General features: G+C 65.1%; 16 protein-coding genes. 13 read left to right on the forward strand and 3 right to left on the reverse strand.

Features of this window, described 5'->3' with window-relative positions; translation table 11 throughout:
* The first annotated feature begins 664 nt into the window (after positions 1-664).
* The 10 genes from AAFG50_RS12795 (at position 665) to AAFG50_RS12840 (ending at position 13,351) form a co-directional block, all read left to right on the forward strand.
* Complete coding sequence (locus tag AAFG50_RS12795) at positions 665-1,984, forward strand: CmpA/NrtA family ABC transporter substrate-binding protein (protein ID WP_028174788.1); 1,320 nt, start codon at positions 665-667, stop codon at positions 1,982-1,984.
* Between the two features lie 59 nt (positions 1,985-2,043).
* The gene (ntrB, locus tag AAFG50_RS12800) at positions 2,044-2,940 is read left to right on the forward strand and encodes a nitrate ABC transporter permease (RefSeq protein ID WP_028174789.1); all 897 of its coding nucleotides are present in this window, start codon (positions 2,044-2,046) and stop codon (positions 2,938-2,940) included.
* A gap of 12 nt (positions 2,941-2,952) precedes the next feature.
* Entirely contained in the window at positions 2,953-3,747 is a 795-nt protein-coding gene (locus AAFG50_RS12805; protein ID WP_028174790.1) for an ABC transporter ATP-binding protein, read from the forward strand.
* 338 nt (positions 3,748-4,085) lie between these two features.
* Entirely contained in the window at positions 4,086-5,465 is a 1,380-nt protein-coding gene (locus AAFG50_RS12810) for an MFS transporter (protein ID WP_011085590.1), read from the forward strand.
* Positions 5,466-5,588: 123 nt separating this feature from the next.
* Positions 5,589-6,017 carry a globin family protein gene (locus tag AAFG50_RS12815; protein WP_028174791.1) on the forward strand — a complete coding sequence of 143 codons (429 nt, stop codon included), beginning with the start codon at positions 5,589-5,591 and terminating at the stop codon, positions 6,015-6,017.
* 10 nt (positions 6,018-6,027) lie between these two features.
* Positions 6,028-7,245 carry an FAD-dependent oxidoreductase gene (locus tag AAFG50_RS12820; RefSeq protein ID WP_166466018.1) on the forward strand — a complete coding sequence of 406 codons (1,218 nt, stop codon included), beginning with the start codon at positions 6,028-6,030 and terminating at the stop codon, positions 7,243-7,245.
* A gap of 14 nt (positions 7,246-7,259) precedes the next feature.
* Positions 7,260-9,965: a nitrate reductase gene (locus AAFG50_RS12825; RefSeq protein WP_271558328.1), complete on the forward strand. Its 2,706-nt coding sequence runs from the start codon at positions 7,260-7,262 to the stop codon at positions 9,963-9,965.
* Between the two features lie 276 nt (positions 9,966-10,241).
* Positions 10,242-11,081, forward strand: coding sequence for an aldo/keto reductase (locus tag AAFG50_RS12830; RefSeq protein ID WP_028174793.1), 840 nt, complete (start codon positions 10,242-10,244; stop codon positions 11,079-11,081).
* 187 nt (positions 11,082-11,268) lie between these two features.
* Entirely contained in the window at positions 11,269-12,210 is a 942-nt protein-coding gene (locus AAFG50_RS12835) for a DMT family transporter (protein WP_028174794.1), read from the forward strand.
* 91 nt (positions 12,211-12,301) lie between these two features.
* On the forward strand, positions 12,302-13,351 hold the full coding sequence (locus AAFG50_RS12840) for a zinc-binding dehydrogenase (RefSeq protein ID WP_231166666.1): 1,050 nt from the start codon (positions 12,302-12,304) through the stop codon (positions 13,349-13,351).
* A gap of 116 nt (positions 13,352-13,467) precedes the next feature.
* On the opposite strand, the gene ppk2 is transcribed toward AAFG50_RS12840, so the two are convergent.
* Together ppk2 and AAFG50_RS12850 are read right to left on the reverse strand one after the other, a co-directional pair.
* Positions 13,468-14,388 carry a polyphosphate kinase 2 gene (gene ppk2 / locus AAFG50_RS12845; RefSeq protein WP_028174795.1) on the reverse strand — a complete coding sequence of 307 codons (921 nt, stop codon included), beginning with the start codon at positions 14,386-14,388 and terminating at the stop codon, positions 13,468-13,470.
* Positions 14,389-14,484: 96 nt separating this feature from the next.
* Positions 14,485-14,946 carry an Lrp/AsnC family transcriptional regulator gene (locus AAFG50_RS12850; protein ID WP_027546512.1) on the reverse strand — a complete coding sequence of 154 codons (462 nt, stop codon included), beginning with the start codon at positions 14,944-14,946 and terminating at the stop codon, positions 14,485-14,487.
* Between the two features lie 133 nt (positions 14,947-15,079).
* Between AAFG50_RS12850 and AAFG50_RS12855 the strand changes: the two genes are divergently transcribed.
* Positions 15,080-17,443, forward strand: a complete 2,364-nt coding sequence (locus AAFG50_RS12855) for a transketolase (protein ID WP_342714178.1) — start codon at positions 15,080-15,082, stop codon at positions 17,441-17,443.
* 269 nt (positions 17,444-17,712) lie between these two features.
* Positions 17,713-19,143, forward strand: a complete 1,431-nt coding sequence (locus AAFG50_RS12860; RefSeq protein WP_028174796.1) for an aldehyde dehydrogenase family protein — start codon at positions 17,713-17,715, stop codon at positions 19,141-19,143.
* A 218-nt stretch (positions 19,144-19,361) separates the two neighbouring features.
* On the opposite strand, the gene AAFG50_RS12865 is transcribed toward AAFG50_RS12860, so the two are convergent.
* Complete coding sequence (locus AAFG50_RS12865; protein ID WP_028174797.1) at positions 19,362-20,330, reverse strand: SMP-30/gluconolactonase/LRE family protein; 969 nt, start codon at positions 20,328-20,330, stop codon at positions 19,362-19,364.
* 91 nt (positions 20,331-20,421) lie between these two features.
* Here AAFG50_RS12865 and AAFG50_RS12870 point away from each other — a divergent pair, with 91 nt between their 5' ends.
* A complete protein-coding gene (locus AAFG50_RS12870; protein WP_028174798.1) occupies positions 20,422-21,246 on the forward strand; it encodes an NAD(P)-dependent oxidoreductase in 825 nt (274 codons plus the stop codon).
* Positions 21,247-21,479: the final 233 nt, after the last annotated feature.

Here is a 21,479-nt window from a genome sequence, read left to right on the forward strand (position 1 = left end):
TGCTTCGTAAGTGAGATCGACACGCTCCCAAAGAGAGCGCGGCTGAACATCTTGGGCCGTGCGGACGGTTCTGCCGCGCACGAGGGCTATGGAGGTCTGGAAGCCTTGGGAATCGCGTCACGAGGACTGAGCCGAGAAGGGCCGCGAAGCAGTTGAGCTTCCGGTTTGCAGCCGCCAGAGGCTGCAACAATGCGGCAAGCCGCAGTCTTCGTTGACGTCAATGGAAATGCAAGTCGCGTGCCGCTTGGGCGCGATAGAAAAGGTAGGCGATTTCAAATAGATGATACGCGCCTAGACCCGGCTTTTGCCGGCTCTGCGGCCTTTTGCTTAGGCGGCTGCATAAGATTTGTGCGGCGCACAAGAAATGAGCAGTCCGCAAATTTCGCGTGCGCAGCAAGGCTGCGACAGACTGGCGCGGTGCATCTAACGTATTGAATTTTCAAATATTTATGAGGTGCTGCGCTTGGCATGAAGCTTGAATAGTTCCAAGCCGACGCCATTGAAGCCGTCCCGCGAGACTTCTCATCCGATTTGCTGACGCCACCCGAACGGGGGTCTCCCCGTCGTGCGTTCGCATGCGCCTTTTTCTGGCGTCACGGACGGACGGGCTGCTCGTGCGCACTGACGCAATCATTCGCAACGACGCAAAAGGACGACACCGCCTATGACCAAGCGCATTCGCCGGCCTTCGGATACTGGCCTCAGCCGCCGTCAATTGTTGAAGGCCACCGGCAGCACCGCTGCCCTCCTTGCCGCCGCCAAGCTCAATTTCCCCGCCGGTGCGTTCGCGCAGGACGCCGGCCCCGAGGTCAAGGGCGCCAAGCTCGGCTTCATCGCGCTGAGCGATGCCGGTCCGCTCTTCGTCGCCAAGGACAAGGGCCTGTTCGCCAAATACGGCATGCCCGATGTCGACGTGCAGAAGCAGGCCTCCTGGGGCACCACGCGCGACAACCTCGTGCTCGGCTCGGAAGGCAACGGCATCGACGGCGCGCACATCCTCACCCCGATGCCGTATCTGATCTCGGCCGGCAAGGTGACGCAGAACAACCAGCCGACGCCGATGTACATCCTGGCGCGGCTCAATCTCGATGCGCAATGCATCTCCGTCGCCAAGGAATATGCCGACCTCAAGGTCGGCGCCGATGCATCGGTGTTGAAGGCGGCGTTCGAGAAGAAGAAGGCCGAAGGCAAGTCCGCCAAGGTCGCGATGACCTTCCCCGGCGGCACGCACGATCTCTGGGTCCGCTATTGGCTCGCCGCCGGCGGGATCGATCCTGACAAGGACGTCGAGACTATCACTGTGCCGCCGCCGCAGATGGTGGCCAACATGAAGGTCGGCACCATGGACGCCTTCTGCGTCGGCGAGCCCTGGCCCGGGCAGCTGGTCCACCAGGGCATCGGCTACACGGCCGTCAACACCGGCGAGATCTGGAGCAAGCATCCGGAAAAGTCGCTCGGCATGCGCGCGGCCTGGGTCGACAAGAATCCGAAGGCGGCCAAGGCGATCCTGATGGCGGTGATGGAAGCCCAGCAATGGGCCGACAAGATGGAGAACAAGGAAGAACTCGCCACCATCATGGGCAAGCGGCAGTGGATCAACTGCCCGGTCGAGGACATCGCCGATCGCGCCAAGGGCAAGTTCGACTACGGCAACGCCGGCAAGGTGGTCGAGAACTCGCCGCACATCATGAAGTACTGGCGCGATCATGCCTCCTATCCGTTCCAGAGCCATGATCTCTGGTTCATGACCGAGGACATCCGCTGGGGCAAATACGAAGCCGGCTTCGACAGCAAGGCGCTGATCGCCAAGGTCAACCGCGAGGACCTCTGGAAGGACGCGGCCAAGACGCTTGGTGTCGCAAGCTCCGACATCCCGGCCTCCACCTCGCGCGGCAAGGAGACCTTCTTCGACGGCAAGGTATTCGATCCCGAGAATCCGGCGGCCTATCTGAAGTCGCTCGCGATCAAGCGCGTCGAAGTCTGATGGAGCCCTGCGGCCGCCGCGAGGCGGCCGCATCGTCCCGGAGCCGGAGAGAGATAGCGATGAACATGCCTGCCACGAAGATTGAGGTTGAGACCGCGACACCCGCGGGAAGCGCCGCGCCCGTCGTCGCGATGACGCCGAAGCGGCCGCCGCGGAGCGAGGCCTACGCGCGCATGGCGCGCGAGACCGCCGTGCGCGTCATCCCGCCGCTCGTCGTGATCGCGCTGCTGACGCTGGTCTGGGAGCTGGTCTGCCGCCGCGCCGGCTCGGCACTGCCGCCGCCGTCGCGGGTATTCAAGGACACCAAGGAGCTGATCCTCGATCCGTTCTTCGACCATGGCGGCATCGACAAGGGTCTGTTCTGGCATCTCTCCGCCAGCCTTCAGCGCGTCGCCTTCGGCTATTCGCTCTCCGCGATCGCCGGCATCGCGCTCGGCGTGCTGGTCGGCCAGTCGGTCTGGGCGATGCGCGGGCTCGATCCGCTGTTCCAGGTCTTGCGCACCATCCCGCCGCTCGCCTGGCTGCCGCTCTCGCTCGCGGCGTTCCGTGACGGCCAGCCCTCGGCGATCTTCGTCATCTTCATCACCTCGATCTGGCCGATCATCATCAACACCGCGGTCGGCATCCGCAACATCCCGCAGGACTACCGCAACGTCGCGGCCGTCGTGCAGCTCAATCCGCTGGAGTTCTTCGGCAAGGTCATGATCCCGGCGGCCGCACCCTACATCTTCACCGGCCTGCGCATCGGCATCGGTCTGTCGTGGCTCGCCATCGTCGCCGCCGAAATGCTGATCGGCGGCGTCGGCATCGGCTTCTTCATCTGGGACGCCTGGAACTCCTCGCACATTAGCGAGATCATCCTGGCGCTGATCTATGTCGGCATCGTCGGCTTCGTGCTCGATCGCCTGATCGCCGGCCTCGGCAAGATCGTCACCCGCGGCACCGCGACGAACTGAGGGGAGGGACACATGACCGCCTATCTGAAGCTCGACCACATCGACAAGGTTTTTACCCGCGGCGCCGCCACCACGGAGGTCCTGAAGGACATCAGCCTGACGATCGAGAAAGGGCAATACGTCTCGATCATCGGCCATTCCGGCTGCGGCAAGTCGACCCTGCTCAACATCATCGCAGGGCTGACCAACGCCTCGACCGGCGGCGTGCTGCTCGAGAACCGCGAGGTCAACTCGCCGGGGCCCGATCGCGCCGTGGTGTTCCAGAACCACAGCCTGCTGCCCTGGCTCACAGTCTACGAGAACGTCAGGCTCGGCGTCGACAAGGTCTTCGCCAAGACCAAGACGCGGGCCGAACGCGACGCCTGGGTGATGCACAATCTCAATCTCGTGCAGATGGCGCACGCCAAGGACAAGCGTCCTTCCGAAATCTCCGGCGGCATGAAGCAGCGCGTCGGCATCGCGCGGGCGCTGGCGATGGAACCGAAAGTGCTGCTGCTCGATGAGCCGTTCGGCGCGCTCGACGCGCTCACCCGCGCGCATCTGCAGGACTCGGTGATGGCGCTGCACCAGAAGCTCGGCAACACCATCCTGATGATCACCCACGACGTCGACGAGGCCGTGCTCCTGTCCGACCGTATCGTGATGATGACGAACGGGCCGAGCGCGCGCATCGGTGAGGTGCTGGAGGTGCCGCTGGCGCGTCCCCGCAAGCGGCTCGAGCTCGCCACCAGCACCACCTATCTGAAGTGCCGGCAGCGCGTGCTCGAATTCCTCTATGAGCGTCATCGCTTCGTCGAGGCCGCGTAAACGCGGCGTTAACGCACGATGCGTCTCGCCTAATTTTGAGACATCAAGCTCAATCCTTGTGCGGCGCACAGGGATTGAGCGAATCGCAAAATTTGCGTGCGAAATAGCCCTGCAAAAATTTCGGGCAATTCGAACAAGCCACTGAATTCCCTGTATTTCCCGAACGCGCGCAATTGGCACGGAAATTGAAACGTGTTTGCGCGACGCCAACGACGACGTCCCTCAACATCATCAATCAGCATCGTGAACTCGCCACCGGGGTGAAGCCTCGGAGCGCGCCTCCGTGGCCGGAGGCAGAGCCTGCAACGACGCAGCGGTGAGCCTAGAAGGGATACTCAATGACGAAGAATCCGACCTGGATTTCAGACTGGCGCCCCGAGGATGAGGCGTTCTGGAATGCGACTGGCAAGACTATCGCGCGACGCAACCTGATCTGGTCGATCGTGGCCGAGCATATCGGCTTCTCGGTCTGGCTGATCTGGAGCATCGTCACCACCAAGCTGCCGCAGGCAGGCTTCCATTACACCACCGACCAGCTGTTCCAGCTCGTCGCGGTGCCGGGCCTGATCGGCGCCTTGATGCGCTTTCCCTACACATTCGCGGTGACGACGTTCGGCGGTCGCAACTGGACCATTTTCAGCGCGGCCATCCTGTTCATTCCGACGTTGTCGCTCGCCTGGTTCGTCAGCCAGCCCGACACGCCGTTCTGGCTGATGCTGCTGATCGCCTCGACTGCCGGTCTCGGCGGCGGCAATTTCGCCTCCAGCATGACAAACATCTCCTTCTTCTTCCCGGACAGGATGAAGGGATGGGCGCTGGGCCTCAACGCGGCCGGCGGTAATATCGGCGTCTCCAGCGTGCAGCTCCTGACCCCGATCCTGATGACGCTCGCCGTCATCAACCTGTTCCAGGCAACCCCCGTCGACGGCGTGTTCCTTCAGAACGCCGGCCTGATGTGGGTGCTGCCGATCGCGATCGCGGTGTTCGGCGCGGTGTTCTTCATGAACAACCTGACCACGGCCAAGTCGTCGATCAGCAATCAGCTGGCGGTGGTCAAGCGCAAGCATACCTGGATCATGGCGTACCTCTATATCGGCACGTTCGGATCCTTCATCGGCTACTCCGCGGCGTTTCCGCTGCTGATCAAGACGCAGTTTCCGTCGGTGACGATCGCGATCGCGTTCCTCGGGCCTCTCGTTGGTTCGCTGTCGCGCCCGTTCGGCGGCTGGCTGGCCGACAGGATCGGCGGCTCGGTCATCACCTTCTGGAACTTCATCGTGATGGCGGGCGCCACCGTCGGCGTGCTCTATTTCGTCGGGCAGAAGGATTTCATCGGCTTCCTGTCGATGTTCCTGATCCTGTTCGTGACGACGGGCATCGGCAACGGCTCGACCTACCGCATGATCCCCTCGATCTTCCGCGAGCAGAACCTGTTCAAGGTGCGCGGCAAGGGCGATGCGGCGCGCGCAGCCGCCCTGAAGACGGCGAGCATCGAGAGCGGTGCGGCGGTTGGCTTCATCGGCGCGGTCGGCGCGGTCGGCGGCTATCTGATCCCGAGCGGTTTCGGCAAGTCGATCGCCATGACCGGCGGGCCGCAGCTTGCGCTCGCGATCTATCTCGCCTTCTACGCCTCCTGCCTCGGCCTGACCTGGTGGTTCTACCTGCGTCGCAGCCCGCAGCGTGAAGGCGCGCCAAGCCTCGCCGAAGCTCGCGTTTAGAGACTTGGTACGAATCTCGCTTCTCCCCGTACGCGGGGAGAAGACTCTCTGATGACGTTTGACCCATGAACCTTGTTCGCAACGACGCGGACAAAGGCAGACCGAAACAGACAGGAGAACATCATGACGCCCGAACAGATTACCCTCGTCCAGCAGAGCTTCGCCAAGGTCGCGCCGATTTCGGAGACTGCCGCGGTGCTGTTCTACGATCGCCTGTTCGAGGTGGCGCCGTCCGTACGCGCGATGTTTCCCGAGGACATGACCGAGCAGCGCAAGAAGCTGATGGGCATGCTCGCCGCCGTCGTCGGCGGCCTGTCGAACCTGGACTCGATTCTTCCCGCGGCGTCGGCGCTCGCCAAGCGCCACGTCGCCTACGGCGCCAAGGCCGAGCACTATCCCGTGGTCGGCGCGACCTTGCTGTGGACCCTGGAGAAGGGTCTCGGCGAGGCCTGGACGCCCGAACTCGCCACGGCCTGGACCGACGCCTACGGGGTGCTGTCCGGCTACATGATTTCCGAGGCCTATGGCGCTCAGGCGCAGGCCGCCGAATAGGAGATGCCTTGTGAGTGAACCGCTGGTCATCGTCGGTAACGGTATGGCGGCCGCGCGTCTGGTCGACGAGCTCGCCAAGACTTCGCTTGGCCGCTACGCGGTTGCCGTTATCGGCGATGAACCGAGGCTCGCTTACAACCGCGTGCTGCTCTCCTCCGTGCTGGCCGGCGAGACCGGCTCGCACGAGATCGAGCTGCGGCCGGCCGACTGGTGGCGCCATCGCGGCGTCACCGTGCGCTACGGCTACCGCGTCACCGAGATCGACACCGGCCGCCGCGAGCTCAAGATCGAGGGTGAGGAGAGCATGGAATATTCCAAGCTCGTGCTCGCCACGGGATCGACGCCGCTGCGGCTCAACGTGCCGGGCGCCGATCTCGCCGGCGTGCACACGTTCCGCGACACGCGCGACGTCGACCTGCTGCTGACGCTTGCGGCGGCGAAGAAGCGCGTCGTCGTGGTCGGCGGCGGTCTGCTCGGGTTGGAGGCGGCCTATGGACTTGCCAAGGCCGGCGCCCCGGTGACGCTGCTGCATCTGATGGACCGGCTGATGGAGCGCCAGCTCGATGGGCCGGCCGCCGATCTGCTCAAGACGCTGGTCGAGCGCAAGGGCATCCGCATCCTGCTCAATGCCAGCACGAAGTGCATCCATGGCGACGGCCACGTCGAAGCCGTCGAACTCGCTGACGGCAGCTGCATCGAGGCCGATGCGGTGATCTTTGCCGCCGGCATCAGGCCCAATGTCGCGCTGGCCAAGGACGCCGGTATCGCGGTCAACCGCGGCATCGTGGTCAACGACGTCATGCAGACGGCGTCACCCGACATCTTCGCGCTCGGCGAATGCGCCGAGCATCGCGGCACCTGCTATGGCCTGGTCGAGCCGGCCTATGAGCAGGCGCGCGTGCTGGCGCGGCATCTCGCCGGCCGGCCCGCCGCCTATCAGGGCAGCGTGGTCTCGACCAATCTGAAGGTCTCGGGCGTCAGCGTGTTCTCCGCCGGCGACTTCATGGGCGGGGAGGGCAGCGAGAGCCTCGTGCTGTCAGACCGCAGGCGCGGCACCTACAAGAAGCTCGTCATCGCCGACGGCCGGCTCACCGGCGCTGTGCTGATCGGCGATACCGTCGATGCGCTCTGGTACCTCGAGCTGATCCGCAACCGCGACAAGGTGGCGGCGATCCGTACCGACATGATGTTCGGCCGCGCGCTCGCGCGTCCTTCCAAGGCGGCTTGACAAGGCAGCTCGATATGACGGCGATCGACCCGAAGCTCCGGACCACCAAGACCACCTGCCCCTATTGCGGCGTCGGCTGCGGCGTGCTCGCAACGCCGGACGGCAAGGGCGGCGCGGCGATCGCCGGCGACCCCGATCATCCCGCCAATTTCGGCCGGCTGTGCTCCAAGGGCTCGGCGCTCGGTGAGACCGTCGGGCTGGAGGGCCGGCTGCTTTACCCGATGATCCGCTGCAAGGGCGTGCTGGAGCGCGTTGCCTGGAGCGATGCGCTCGACCACGTCGCCCACCGCATGCAGCACATCGCGGCGCGCGACGGTGCCGACGCGGTCGCGTTCTATCTCTCCGGCCAGCTCCTGACCGAGGATTACTATGTCGCCAACAAGCTGATGAAGGGCTTTGTCGGCACCGCCAATGTCGACACCAATTCGCGGCTCTGCATGTCGTCCTCGGTCGCCGGCCATCGCCGCGCCTTCGGCGCCGACACCGTGCCCGGCTGCTACGAGGATCTCGACCAGGCCGACCTACTGGTCTTCGTCGGCTCGAACGCGGCGTGGTGTCACCCCGTGCTGTTCCAGCGCATGCTGACGAACAGGCAGGAGCGCGGCGCCCGCATGATCGTGATCGACCCGCGCCGCACCGACACCGCGAGCGACGTCGATCTGTTCCTGGGGCTGAAGCCCGGCACCGACACCGCCTTGTTCTCGGGCCTGTTCGTCCATCTCGCCGACAGCGGCGCGCTGGACCAGGCCTACATCGCGAGCAACACGTCGGGCTTCGACGACGCGTTGGTGCGCGCGCGCAACATCGCCGGCAGCGTCACTGCGACCGCGCTGGCCACAGGCCTCTCCGAGCAGGACGTCGCGACCTTCTTCAAGATGTTCCGTGACACGCCGCGCGTCGTCACGCTCTATTCGCAAGGGGTCAACCAGTCGGCGCAGGGCACCGACAAGGTCAACGCGATCCTCAACTGCCATCTCGCCACGGGCCGCATCGGCAAGCCGGGCGCCTCGCCGTTCTCGCTCACCGGCCAGCCCAACGCGATGGGCGGCCGCGAGGTCGGCGGCCTCGCCAATCAGCTCGCCGCGCACATGAATTTCACGCCGCCGGACATCGACCGTGTCAGGCGGTTCTGGAAGGCACCGCGCATCGCTACCCATGAGGGGCTGAAGGCGGTGCAGCTGTTCGAGGCGATCAACCGCGGCGAAGTCAAGGCGCTGTGGGTGATGGGCACCAACCCCGCGGTGTCGCTGCCCGACGCGGACTTCGTGCGCGAGGCGCTGAAGAAGCTCGAGCTGTTCGTGGTCTCCGAGAACGTGCTCTCCAACGACACGGTCGAAGCCGGCCCGCACGTGCTGCTGCCCGCGCTCGCCTGGGGCGAGAAGTCGGGTACGGTGACCAACTCCGAACGACGCATCTCGCGCCAGCGCTCGTTCCTGCCGGCGCCGGGCGAGGCGCGGCCGGACTGGTGGATTCTCAGCGAGACCGCCAAACGTCTCGGCTTCGGCGACAGTTTTGACTACAAATCCGCCGCCGATATTTTCCGCGAGCACGCGGCGCTTTCGGCGTTCGAGAACGATGGCAGCCGCGATTTCGACATCGGCGCGTTGACCTCGCTATCGAACGAGGCCTTCGACGCCTTGAAGCCCGTGCAGTGGCCGGTGCGCGAAGGCGGGGCGCCCGGCGAGCGCTTCTTCGCGAGCGGTGGTTTCTTCACCAATGACGGCAAAGGCCGTTTCGTCGCGCCGGAGGTGCCGGCGCTGCGTAGCGAGACCGGCGCGTCGCGCCCCTTGCGGCTCAACACCGGGCGCATCCGCGACCAGTGGCACACCATGACGCGCACGGGCCTCAGCCAGCGCCTGGGCGCGCATCTGCCCGAGCCGTTCGTCGAGGTCCATCCCGACGACGCCGGCAAATTCGGCATCGCCCATGACGGCTACGCCCGCATCACGACCGATTACGGGCAGTGCATCCTGAAGGTGGTCGTCAGCGATCGGCCGCAGCGCGGCACGCTGTTCGTGCCGATCCACTGGAGCGCGATGAATGCCTCGCACGGCCGCGTCGGCGCGCTGGTGCAGTCCTTCACCGACCCGTTCTCGGGCCAGCCGGAATCGAAGGCGACGCCGGCCGCGATCGCGCCCTATGAATACGTCTTCCGCGGCTTCGCGCTGTCGCGCAAACAGCTCGACCTGCCGCCCAATCTGTTGTGGACGCGCGTCACGGTCAGCGGCGGCTTCGGCTATCTCTTCGCCGACAATGCCGACCTGTCGCGCTGGCCCGCCTGGCTCGAGGGTCTCGCGGGCGAGGATGTCGCCGAGTACCGCGATTTCGGCGGCGGCGTCTATCGTGCGGCCTCGTTCGCGGGCGATCGCATCGAGACCTGCCTGTTCGTCGGACCCGCCCATGATGCCGGCGACTGGGAGGTGGTGAAGAGCCTGTTCGTGGCCGATCAGGTCACCGACGACCAGCGCCGCATGCTGTTGTCCGGCAAGTCCGGCGAAGGCGCCGCCGCGACCGGCCCGATCGTCTGCGCCTGCTTCGGCGTCGGCCGCGGTACCATCTGCGATACCATCGCGAGCGGCGCGCGCACGACGGCCGAGATCGGCGCCACGCTCAAGGCTGGCACCAATTGCGGCTCCTGCATCCCCGAGCTGAAGCGCCTGATCGCGACGACGGAGGTCGCGCCAGTGAAGCAGGTGAAGATCGCCGGTGCGGCGGGTTAGCGGTCGGCTCTTTCCATCGTCATAGCGAGCGCAGCGAAACAATCCAGCGTCTCTCCGTGGAGACAGTCTGGATTGCTTCGCTGCGCTCGCAATGACGATGTTGATGCATTGCGCAAACTAGCTCCCCATCGTCGTCCTGGCGAAAGCCAGGACCCATTATCCCGGTCAGCGTGGCGAAGGCACGCTGTGGCCACCATCTACTGCAACAACACCTCCCTGTGGTAATGGGTCCTGGCTTTCGCCAGGACGACATGAATGACGAAGATCGGACCGCACATGAACACAAACCCCTTCGGCAAGACCGGTGCCAACGTCTCCGTCATCGGGCAGGGCACCTGGTATCTCGATCATGGCGATCGCAAGCGCGCGATCGCGGCGCTTCAGCGCGGGCTCGATCTCGGCATGACCCATATCGATACCGCCGAGATGTATGGCGATGCCGAGCTGGTCATTGCGGACGCGATCGCGGGTCGTCGCGACGAAGTGTTCCTCGTGTCCAAAGTGCTGCCGAGCAACGCCTCGCGCCGCGGCACCATCACGGCCTGCGAGCGTTCGCTAAAGCGGCTCAAGACCGATCGCCTCGACTGCTATCTTCTGCATTGGCGCGGCTCCTATCCGCTCGAAGACACCGTCGCTGCGTTCGAGGAACTTGTGAAGGCCGGCAAGATCAAATCCTGGGGCGTCTCCAATTTCGATGCCGACGATCTCGACGAGATGCTCGACGTGGCGGGCGAGGGCCGCATCGCCTGCAATCAGGTGCTCTATCATCTCAAGGAACGCGCGATCGAGCATGCCGTGATTCCGTGGTGCGAGCGGCACGGCGTCGCGGTCGTCGCCTATTCGCCGTTCGGCCATGACGATTTTCCGGCAAGCAACAGCAAGGGCGGCGCCGTGCTGGCGCGCATCGCGGAGGCGCGGCGCGTGACACCGCGTCAGGTCGTGCTGAGCTTCCTCACCCGTGCGATTACGGTGTTCGCGATCCCGAAGGCGTCGTCGGCGGAACATGCCGGCGAAAATGCCGCTGCCGGCGATCTCGTGCTGACGAAAGAGGAGATTGCGGCACTGGATGCGGCGTTTCCGCGCGGTCCGAAGCCGCGAGGTCTGCCCATGCTGTAGTGCAGCAAGCGCGCATTCTTAATGGAGTATTGACGCGCGCAGCCCTCAGCGCATATCGGCATCCTGTTTTCGGAAGTTGTGAACGCGGCGCATTTGTCGTTTTTTACAAGCGCTCGATTCGCATTTTTCCCGAGTTCCAGCCGTGACCCCGCCGCCAGCCGCAGCCGCAAGGCTCGACAGTATTTCCGTGTCCATGCCCGAGAAGAAGCATGTCGGCCGCCGCGCACCTGCGCGCGTCGATCATCCCTTCAAGGGCATCGCGCTGATCCTGTTGTCGACGGTGTTTCTCGGGTGCTCCGACATCACCGCGAAATATCTTTCGACCAGCCTGCCGTCGATCCAGATCACCTGGATCCGCTTCCTCACCTTCGCGCTGATGTTCACGCCGGTGATGCTGCCGGCTTCGCCGCTCTACGCGATGCGCACCCAGCGCCTCGGCCTGCACGTGATGCGCGGTGCGGCGCTGCTCGGCTCCTCGCTGTTCTTCATCACCGGCCTGCGCTTCCTGCCGATCGCGGAAGCTTCCGCTACCGGCTTCGTCGCGCCGCTGTTCGTCACCGCGCTCTCGATCGTCTTCCTCGGCGAGAAGGTCGGCATGCGCCGCTGGTTTGCGACCGCGCTCGGTCTCATCGGCGTGCTCATCATCCTGCGCCCGGGCACCAGCGCGTTTCATCTGGCGGCGTTCTTCCCCGTGGTCTCGGCGGCCTGCTGGGCCGGCACGCTGATCCTGACGCGCATGATGAGCGGCCGCGAAGCGGTCATCACCACCATGGCCTATTCCTCGTTGACCGGTCTTGCGATCCTGACCGCGATGGTGCCGTTCGTCTGGGTCACGCCGTCCTGGACCGCGATCGCGCTCGGCATCTTCATCGGCGTCGCCTCCACCGCGGGCCAGTGGATCGTCGTGCTCGCCTATCGCTACGGCGACGCCTCGGTGCTCGCGCCGTTCTCCTATACGCAGCTGCTCTGGGTCAGCATTCTCGGCTTCTTCATCTTCGGCGAGGTGCCTGATGTCTGGACCGTCGTCGGCGCGGCCTTCATCGTCGCCAGCGGTCTCTACATCGCCCATCGCGAGCGCGTCCGCCGCGCCCAGCTCCTGGTGCTGGAAGAGCGTTCGCCGAACGCCTGACGCAAGTGCGCGCATCGCGCGTCGTGCTATCAATGCCTCCAACAACACGGGAGGAGCCGGATGCGCGCTGCGATCTTCAGGAACGGTGAGATTGTCGTTGGTCAGATGGTCGAGCCGAAGCCGGGCCCCTGGCCAGGTGCTGGTCAAGACGCTCGCCTGCGGCATCTGTGGCTCCGACCTGCATGCGCGCCAGCACGCCCACCGCATGGTGGAGATGGCGCGGAAGGTTGGCCGCAAGCCGATGGACCTTACCCGCGACGTCGTGTTTGGTCATGAATTCTGCTGCGAGATCGTAGACTACGGCCCTGGCACCGCGCGCAAGCTCAAGCCCGGCACCCATGTCTGCTCGCTGCCGGCGCTGGTGACGCCGCAAGGCATCGAGGGCATCGGCTATTCCAACGACAATATCGGCGGTTATGCGGAAGCGATGCTGCTCAGTGAAGCGCTGCTGCTCGAGGTGCCCAACGGTCTGGCTCCCGAACATGCCGCACTGACCGAGCCGCTCGCCGTCGGCGTCCACGCCGTCGCCAAAGCCAACATCAGCGGCGGCGAGGTGCCGCTGGTGGTCGGCTGCGGACCGGTCGGGCTCGCGGTGATTGCCGCGCTGAAGATCAGGGGGCTGCATCCGATCGTCGCCGCCGACTATTCGCCGGCGCGGCGTGCGCTCGCAGCTCAGCTCGGCGCCGACATCGTGGTCGATCCCAAGGTGTCGCAGCCCTACACGGCCTGGGCCGAGCACGCGCAGATGTCAGACGCCGAGAAGGCGGCGCGACCGCCGTTCCAGGCGATGCTGCCGGCGCTCAAGCCCGCGATCATCTTCGAATGCGTCGGCGTGCCCGGTCTGTTGCAGCAGGTGTTCGAGGGCGCCCCGCGCGATGCCAGGATCATCGTGGTCGGCGTCTGCATGGAGAGCGACAGAAACGAGCCCATGCTCGGCATCATGAAGGAGCTCAACGTCCAGTACGTGCTCGGCTACACGCCGGAGGAGTTCGCAAGCTCGCTGCGCCTGATCGCGGAAGGGCAGGTGGACGCCGCAGCCATGGTGACGGCCGAGGTCGGCCTCGACGGCGTCGCAAAAGCCTTCGCCGACCTCGCCAATCCCGAGGCGCATACAAAGATCATCGTGCAGCCGTGGCGGTAGCTGTGCAGTGCCGTAGGGTGGGCAAAGCGAAGCGTGCCCACCATTCTCACCGCCAACGCGGGCACATGGTGGGCACGGCGCTACGCGCCTTTGCCCACCCTACGAAACTGCGGCCCTCAGTATTTCGCAGGCACGTACATCTCCGGCGGAACTGGCCCGCGGTGATAGTCCGGGTTGCGCATGCGCGGCGGCAGCACCACCGGCACGCGTGCGACCTCCTGGTACGGGATCTGGCTGAGCAAATGCGCGATGCAGTTGAGCCGGGCGCGCTTCTTGTCCACGGCATCGACGATCCACCATGGCGAGTCGGGCAGGTGGGTGTGCTCCAGCATCGTCTCCTTGGCCTTGGTGTACTGCTCCCAGCGGCTGCGCGCCTCGACGTCCATCGGGCTCAGCTTCCACTGCTTGAGCGGATCCCTGATGCGCATGCTGAAGCGGAACTGCTGCTCGTCGTCGGTGATCGAGAACCAGTACTTGACCAGGATGATGCCGGAGCGGATCAGCATCCGCTCGAACTCCGGCACCGTCTTGAAGAACTCCTGGTACTGATCTTCGGAGCAGAAGCCCATCACGCGCTCGACGCCAGCGCGGTTGTACCAGCTGCGGTCGAACAGCACCATCTCGCCGCCGGCGGGAAGATGCGCCACGTAGCGCTGGAAATACCATTGCGAGCGCTCGCGCTCGCTCGGCGCGGGAAGCGCGGCGACGCGACAGATGCGGGGATTGAGCCGCTGGGTGATGCGCTTGATGACGCCGCCCTTGCCGGCGGAGTCGCGGCCCTCGAACAGCACCACGACCTTCTTCTTTTCGCTCTGCACCCAGTCCTGGAGCTTGACCAGCTCGCCCTGCAGCCGCAGCAGCTCACGGAAATAGAGCCTGCGATCCACCGTCGGGCGGAGCGTGCCGGTCTCGTCCAGTAGCTCGTCGAGCCTGCTGTCATCGAGCTCCATCTCCAGCTCTTCGTCGAGATCGTCGGTCATTTCCCGGATGATGCGCTCGCGTTTGGCCATTTCAGGGGTGCGGTCCGATGCGGTCATGGGTCCTTCTTTCGGCAGGGTGCCTGTCGCCCGTGACCATCGGCGGGGTTTATTGCGCCCTTGTGACACCGGTTCCGAAATGACCCGGCGGGGCCATCAGACCGGCAACGCGATCGAATATTTCACCTGACTGAGCGCAAAGCTCGACTCGATCGAGGCGATGCCGTCGAGCCGGGTCAGCTTGGTCTTCAGGAAGGTTTCGTAGGAGGCGAGGTCGGCTGCGACCACGCGCAACAGATAGTCGCGGTTGCCGGTCATCAGATAGCACTCCAGCACCTCGTCCCATTTCGAGATCGCGCGCGCGAAGCGGTTGAGGTCCTCCTCCTTCTGCCGCGCCAGCTTGATCGAGATGAAGACGCTGACATGCAGGCCGAGCGCCTTCTGGTCGACGGTCGCGATATAGCGCGAGATGACGCCGCGCTCCTCCAGGAGCTTGACACGGCGATGGCAGGGCGACACCGAGAGCCCGACCTTGTCGGCGAGCTCCTGCATGGTCAGCCGGCTGTCGTTCTGGAGGTAGCTGAGGATCTTGCGGTCGATGGCGTCGAGCTCGGGCATTGGGATGAAACCTGGGTCAGGGGGCATTCGATTGGTAAAATATCCCAATATCGGCAGGTATGGCGCGAAAAATTGAGAAGTTTGGCGGGGCCGGCAGGCGTATCATCGCGGCGTCATTTTCCGGAGCATCGCCATGCCCGTCGATTCCGCGCGCCTCGAAACCCTGACCGCCCTCAGCCGCAAGGCGCTGTGGCTGTCGTCATGGACCATCCACCACGCCAACCATATCCGCGCGAACGCGGACGGGTTGAAGGTCGGCGGGCACCAGGCCTCGTCGGCCTCGCTCGCCACTATCATGTCGGCGCTGTATTTCCATGTGCTGCGCCCTGAGGACCGCGTCGCAGTGAAGCCGCATGCGAGTCCGGTGTTCCACGCCATCCAGTATCTGTTCGGCCGGCAGAGCCGCGAGAAGCTGGAGAATTTTCGCGGCTTCAAGGGTGCGCAGTCCTATCCCTCGCGCACCAAGGACGTCGACGACGTCGACTTCTCGACCGGTTCGGTCGGCCTCGGCGTCGCGCAGACGCTGTTCGCCTCGCTGGTGCAGGACTACGTCAAGGCGCATGGCTGGATGAAGGACCGCCGCGAAGGGCGGATGATCGCGCTGGTCGGCGATGCCGAGATGGACGAGGGCAATATTTTCGAGGCGCTCGCTGAGGGTTGGAAGCACGGCCTGCGCAACACCTGGTGGGTGGTCGACTATAACCGCCAGTCGCTCGACGCCGTCGTGCGCGAAGGGCTCTGGGAAAAGTTCGAGACCATGTTCCGCAATTTCGGCTGGGACGTGGTCATCGTGAAATACGGCCGCCTGATGCGCGAGGCCTTCGCCGAGCCCGGCGGCGAGGCGCTGAAGAGGTGGATCGACAATTGCCCGAACGCGCTTTATGCGGCGCTGTGCTTCCAGGGCGGCGCGGCCTTCCGCAAGCATCTGCACGACGAGATCGGCGACCAGGGGCCGATCACCAAACTGATCGACAAGCGCAGCGATGAGGAGCTGCTGGCGCTGATGTCGAACCTCGGCGGCCACGACATGGCGAGCATGCTGGAAGCGTTCGAGTCCATCGACCACGACCGTCCGGTCTGCTTCATTGCCTACACCATCAAGGGCGTGGGCCTGCCGTTCCAGGGCCACAAGGACAACCACGCCGGCCTGATGACGGTCGCGCAGATGGAGAAATATCGCGAGAGCCAGAACATCCGCCCCGGCTACGAGTGGGACAAGTACGAGGGCCTCGCGCTGGCTCCCGCCGAGCTCGATGCCTTCCTTGCGCGCGTGCCGTTCAACCAGGACGGCCGCCGCCTGACCGCGCCGGTGGTCGAGGTGCCCGCGCAACTCGCCTTCAAGCCGGCGCCGCAGATGTCCACCCAGCAGGGCTTTGGCCTCGTGCTGAACGAGATCGCGCGCGGCGACAGCGAGCTCGCCAGGCGCATCGTCACGACCTCGCCCGACGTGACCGTTTCGACCAATCTCGGCCCGTGGGTGAACCGGCGCGGCCTGTTCGCAAACGCCGAGAAGGCGGACTTATTCCGCAGCGAGAAAATTCCGTCCACCTACAACTGGGACGCCTCGCCAAAGGGCCAGCATCTCGAGCTCGGCATCGCCGAGATGAACCTCTTCATCATGCTCTCGGCGCTCGGCCTGTCGCACCAGATCAACGGCGCGCGGCTCTTGCCGGTCGGCACGCTCTACGATCCCTTCATCGAGCGCGGCCTCGATGCGCTGAACTATGCCTGCTACCAGGATGCGCGCTTCATGGTGGCGGCGACGCCGTCAGGGATCACGCTTGCGCGCGAGGGCGGCGCGCATCAGTCGATCGCGACGCCGCTGATCGGCATGGCGCAGGATGGCCTCGCCTCGTTCGAGCCAGCCTTCGTCGACGAGCTCGCCGTGATCATGGGCTGGGGCTTCAATCACATGCAGCGCGATCCGGGCGAGGGCGGTTCCGTCTATCTGCGGCTCTCGACGCGCAGCATCGAGCAGGCGCAGCGGATCATGACGCCGGAGCTTCAGCAGGGCATCACCGACGGCGCCTATTGGCTGCGTAAGCCGGGCCCCAATGCCGAGCTCGTGATCGCCTATACCGGCGCGATGGCGCCCGAAGCGATCGAGGCGACCGGCTTCATCGGCGAGAGCCGGCGTGACATCGGGCTGCTCGCGATCACATCGGCCGACCGCCTGCATGCGGGGTGGACCGCAGCACGGAAATTGCGGCGTGACAGGCGCGGCGTGCAGCACCTCAGCCACATCGAGAAGCTGCTGGCGCCGCTGCCGCGCGACTGCGGCATCGTGACCGTGATCGACGGCCACCCGTCCGCGCTCGGCTGGCTCGGCAGCGTCCGCGGCCACCGCGTCGAGGCGCTCGGCGTCGAGCAGTTCGGCCAGACCGGCAGCATCGCCGACCTCTACCGCCACTACGGCATCGATGCCAACGCCATCATCGATGCGGCCGAAAGCCTCACCACCGGCGCGCCGGTGCTGCATCGGAAGATGGCGGTGTAGTTGAGGTAACTGCCCTGTCATTCCGGGGCGACGCGTAGCGTCGAGCCCGGAATCCATACTCCCGATCGTGGTCATGGATTCCGGGCCCGCGCCAAGTGGCGCGTCCCGGAATGACGCCTGAGGGAGCCTTGCCTCGTTCCCGCCATCGGCTCATATATCCTCCGTCCGCCGCAACGCTGGCCCCGCATATGGCGGGTTCAATTGCCGGCGCTTTCGTGCAAGGATGCCTGCCGAAACGCCCCCACCATGCCCCCAAGAAGAGGTTAACGATGGTCAATCGCATGCAATTCTACATCGACGGCGCCTGGGTCGATCCCGCCGTCAAGAAGTCCACCGCCGTGGTCAATCCGGCGACGGAAGAGGCGATGTACGAGGTTGCGCTCGGCTCCAAGGCCGATGTCGACAAGGCCGTTGCCGCCGCCAAGCGCGCCTTTGCAACGTTCTCCCAGACCAGCCGCGAGGAGCGCGTCGCGCTGCTCACGAAAATCATCGAGATCTACAAGGGCCGCCTCAAGGAGATCGGCGCTGCCGTCTCCGACGAGATGGGCGCACCGCTGCCGATGGCGGAGAAGCTGCAGGCCGGCGCCGGCCTCGGCCATCTCATGACCACGCTCGACGTGCTCAAGAACTATCATTTCGAGGAGCCGGTCGGCACCGCCATGGTGCTGCGCGAGCCGATCGGCGTGGTCGGCATGATCACGCCCTGGAACTGGCCGCTCAACCAGATCGCCTGCAAGGTCGCGCCCGCACTCGCCGCCGGCTGCACCATGATCCTGAAGCCGTCGGAGTTTACGCCGACCTCGGCGCTGATCTTCGCGGAAATCCTCCATGAAGCCGGCGTGCCGAAGGGCGTGTTCAACCTCGTCAACGGCCTCGGCCCCGAGGTCGGCGCCGCCATGAGCGAGCATCCCGATATCGACATGATCTCGTTCACCGGCTCGACCCGCGCCGGCATCGACGTGGCCAAGCGCGCCGCGCCGACCGTGAAGCGCGTCAGCCAGGAGCTCGGTGGCAAGTCGCCGAACGTCATCCTCGAAGGCGCCGACCTCACGAAGGCGGTGACCGGCGGCGTGATGCACATGTTCAACAACTCCGGCCAGTCCTGCAACGCGCCCTCGCGCATGATCGTGCCGCTGTCGAAGATGAAGGAAGTCGCCGCGATCGCGAAGGCCGTCGCCGACAAGACCAAGGCGGGCGATCCGCGCGCCGAAGGCACCACCATCGGCCCCGTGGTCAACCGCGGCCAGTGGGACAAGATCCAGGGCCTGATCAAGAAGGGCATCGACGAGGGCGCAACGCTCGTCGCCGGCGGCCCGGGCCTGCCCGAAGGCGTCAACAAGGGCTTCTACGTCCGTCCGACCATCTTCGCCGACGTCACTCCCGACATGACGATCGCCCGCGAAGAGATCTTCGGACCGGTGCTGACCATCATCGGCGCCAAGAACGAAGCCGACGCCGTGCAGATCGCCAACGACACGCCCTACGGCCTCGCCGGCTATGTCTCGGCCGACACGGTCGAGAGCGCCAAGCGTGTCGCCCGCCAGATCCGCGCCGGCAACGTCAACCTCCAGGGCGTGCCCAACGACCGCACCGCACCGTTCGGCGGCTACAAGCAGTCCGGCAACGGCCGCGAGTGGGGTAAGTACGGCCTCGAGGACTTCCTCGAGGTGAAGGCCGTCGCCGGCTTCAACGCGGCGTAAGGCTTAGCGCCTGAACCAACATGACGCCGGAGCGGGAAACCGCTCCGGCGTTTTTCGTTTGGTCTCTCTCCCGTCATTCCGGGGCGTCGCGAAGCGACGAGCCCGGAATCCATTTTGCCTCGGACGCTGCCGCACGATGGATTCTCAGATGCGCAATTGCGCATCATAGCTCGCGCCGAAGACGGCGCGCCCCGGAATGACGGAGGAGAGAGCTGCGCCTATCCCCCCAGCGCGCCTTGCGTGTTCACATACAGCGCGTAGATCGACTGGCTCGCCGCCATGAACAGGCGGTTGCGCTTGACGCCGCCGAAGCAGAGATTGGCGCAGCGTTCGGGCAGGGCGATGCGGCCGATCATGACGCCGTCGGGCGCGAACACCACGACGCCGTCGAGCTCGGGATCGCCCATGCCCCAGCCGCACCAGAGATTGCCGTCGATGTCGCAGCGCATGCCATCAGGCGTGCCGGGACCTGCGTCGATGTGCACGCGCTTGTTGGAGATCGTGGTGCCGTCGGCTGAGACGTCATAGGCGAGGATCTTGCGGTTCGGCACGCCGCGCGATTCCACGACATACAGAATCTTCTCGTCCGGCGAGAAGCACAGCCCGTTCGGCCCGAGCACGCCCTCGGCGACGATGGTCGCCTGGCCGGTTGCGGGATCGAGCCGGTAGACGTTCGGCTCGATCTCGGGCTCGGCCTTGTAGCCTTCGTAATTGCCGAGCAGGCCGAAGGTCGGATCGGTGAACCAGACGGAGCCGTCGGATTTCACCACGACGTCGTTCGGCGAGTTCAGCCGCTTGCCGCCGAAGGAATCCATCAGCACCGTGATGCTGCCGTCATACTCGGTGCGGGTCACGCGTCGCCCGCCATGCTCGCAGGTGACGAGCCGGCCCTGGCGGTCGCGCGTGTTGCCGTTGGCGAAATTGGAGGGCTTGCGGAACACCGAGACGGCGCCGGTCTCCTCCTCCCATTTGATGATGCGCTGGTTCGGGATGTCGCTGCACAGGAGATAGCGGCCGTCGCCGAACCACACCGGACCCTCGGCCCAGCGCAGGCCGGTCGTCAGCCGTTCCACCGCCGACAGTTTCAGCCAGTATTTTTCGAAACGGGGATCGAGTGCCTTTATCGCCGGATCGGGGTAATAGGTCGCCGGCCGCCAGCCTTGAGTGTGGGACGATGCATCGTTCATGTGCAGGTCTCGTTGTTGCGTTCCCTCTGTCCAAGTCTGCTAGCATCAGTTATCTACGGCCGCAAATCGGTCACCACAGGCGAGGGAAGACATGCCGCGTATTTTGATGACGGGAGCTTCGGGCGGAATCGGCACGAGCCTGCGAAAGCTGCTGCCGCCGATCTATCCGGATCTCCTGCTCTCCGACATCAAGCCGCCCGCCGATCTCGGCGCGAACGAAAAATTCAAGGCGGCGGATCTCGCCGATCTCGCGCAGTGCGAGGCGATCTGCGAGGGCGTCGACGGCATCATCCATTTCGGCGGCTATTCGGTCGAGGGCCCCTGGAACGACATCCTCCAGGCCAACATCATCGGCGGCTACAATCTGTTCGAGGCGGCGTACCGCAAGGGCGTCAAGCGCGTGGTGTTCGCCTCGTCCAACCACGCCGTCGGCTTCTATCCCCGCCACCACAAGATCGGGACCGATGTCACCCCGCGCCCCGATGGCCGTTACGGCGTCAGCAAGGTGTTCGGCGAGGCCGTCGGTGCGCTCTACGCCGACAAGCACGGCCTGAAGGTGACGTGCCTGCGCGTCGGCAATTTCGGCGACATGCCGCTCGACCAGCGCCGGCTCTCGATCTGGCTGAAGCCCGACGACCTCGTGCAGCTCTGCCGCATCGGGCTCGAGCATCCCGACATCCATTTCGAGGTCTTCTACGGCGCCTCCCTCAACGAGCGCGCCTGGTGGGACAACCACCGCGCCTACGAATTCGGCTATCGCCCCACGGGACGCGCCGAGGATTTCCGCGAGCACGCGATGGCCGAGCAGGCCAAGCTGAAGCCGGATCCGGTCGGCGACCACTACCAGGGCGGCGCATTCTGCAGCAACGAGTTCGACGGCGATGCGAGCCGCATCATCGACTGGACCAAGCGCTAGCGTCGTTGCCTGGAGGAATGCAGGTGCGCTCTCCCGGCCCCGCTTGCGGAGCCGGGAGAAATTCACTCGTGCGGTGAGCGTTGGGATTCCCGGTGGGGCGGGCCAGACTGGTGGAGGGGCCCCATCCCGAGTTGACGCGCATACGATCGTGATGGCGGCAGATATCCGAACGGCTCCTTGCGACTAACGTCTGTGTGCACACCGTAGAGTTCCGGATTTCCGTTTTTGGAAAT

It is taken from the genome of Bradyrhizobium sp. B039, from assembly GCF_038965675.1.
In the GTDB taxonomy this organism is placed as follows: Bacteria; Pseudomonadota; Alphaproteobacteria; order Rhizobiales; family Xanthobacteraceae; genus Bradyrhizobium; species Bradyrhizobium diazoefficiens.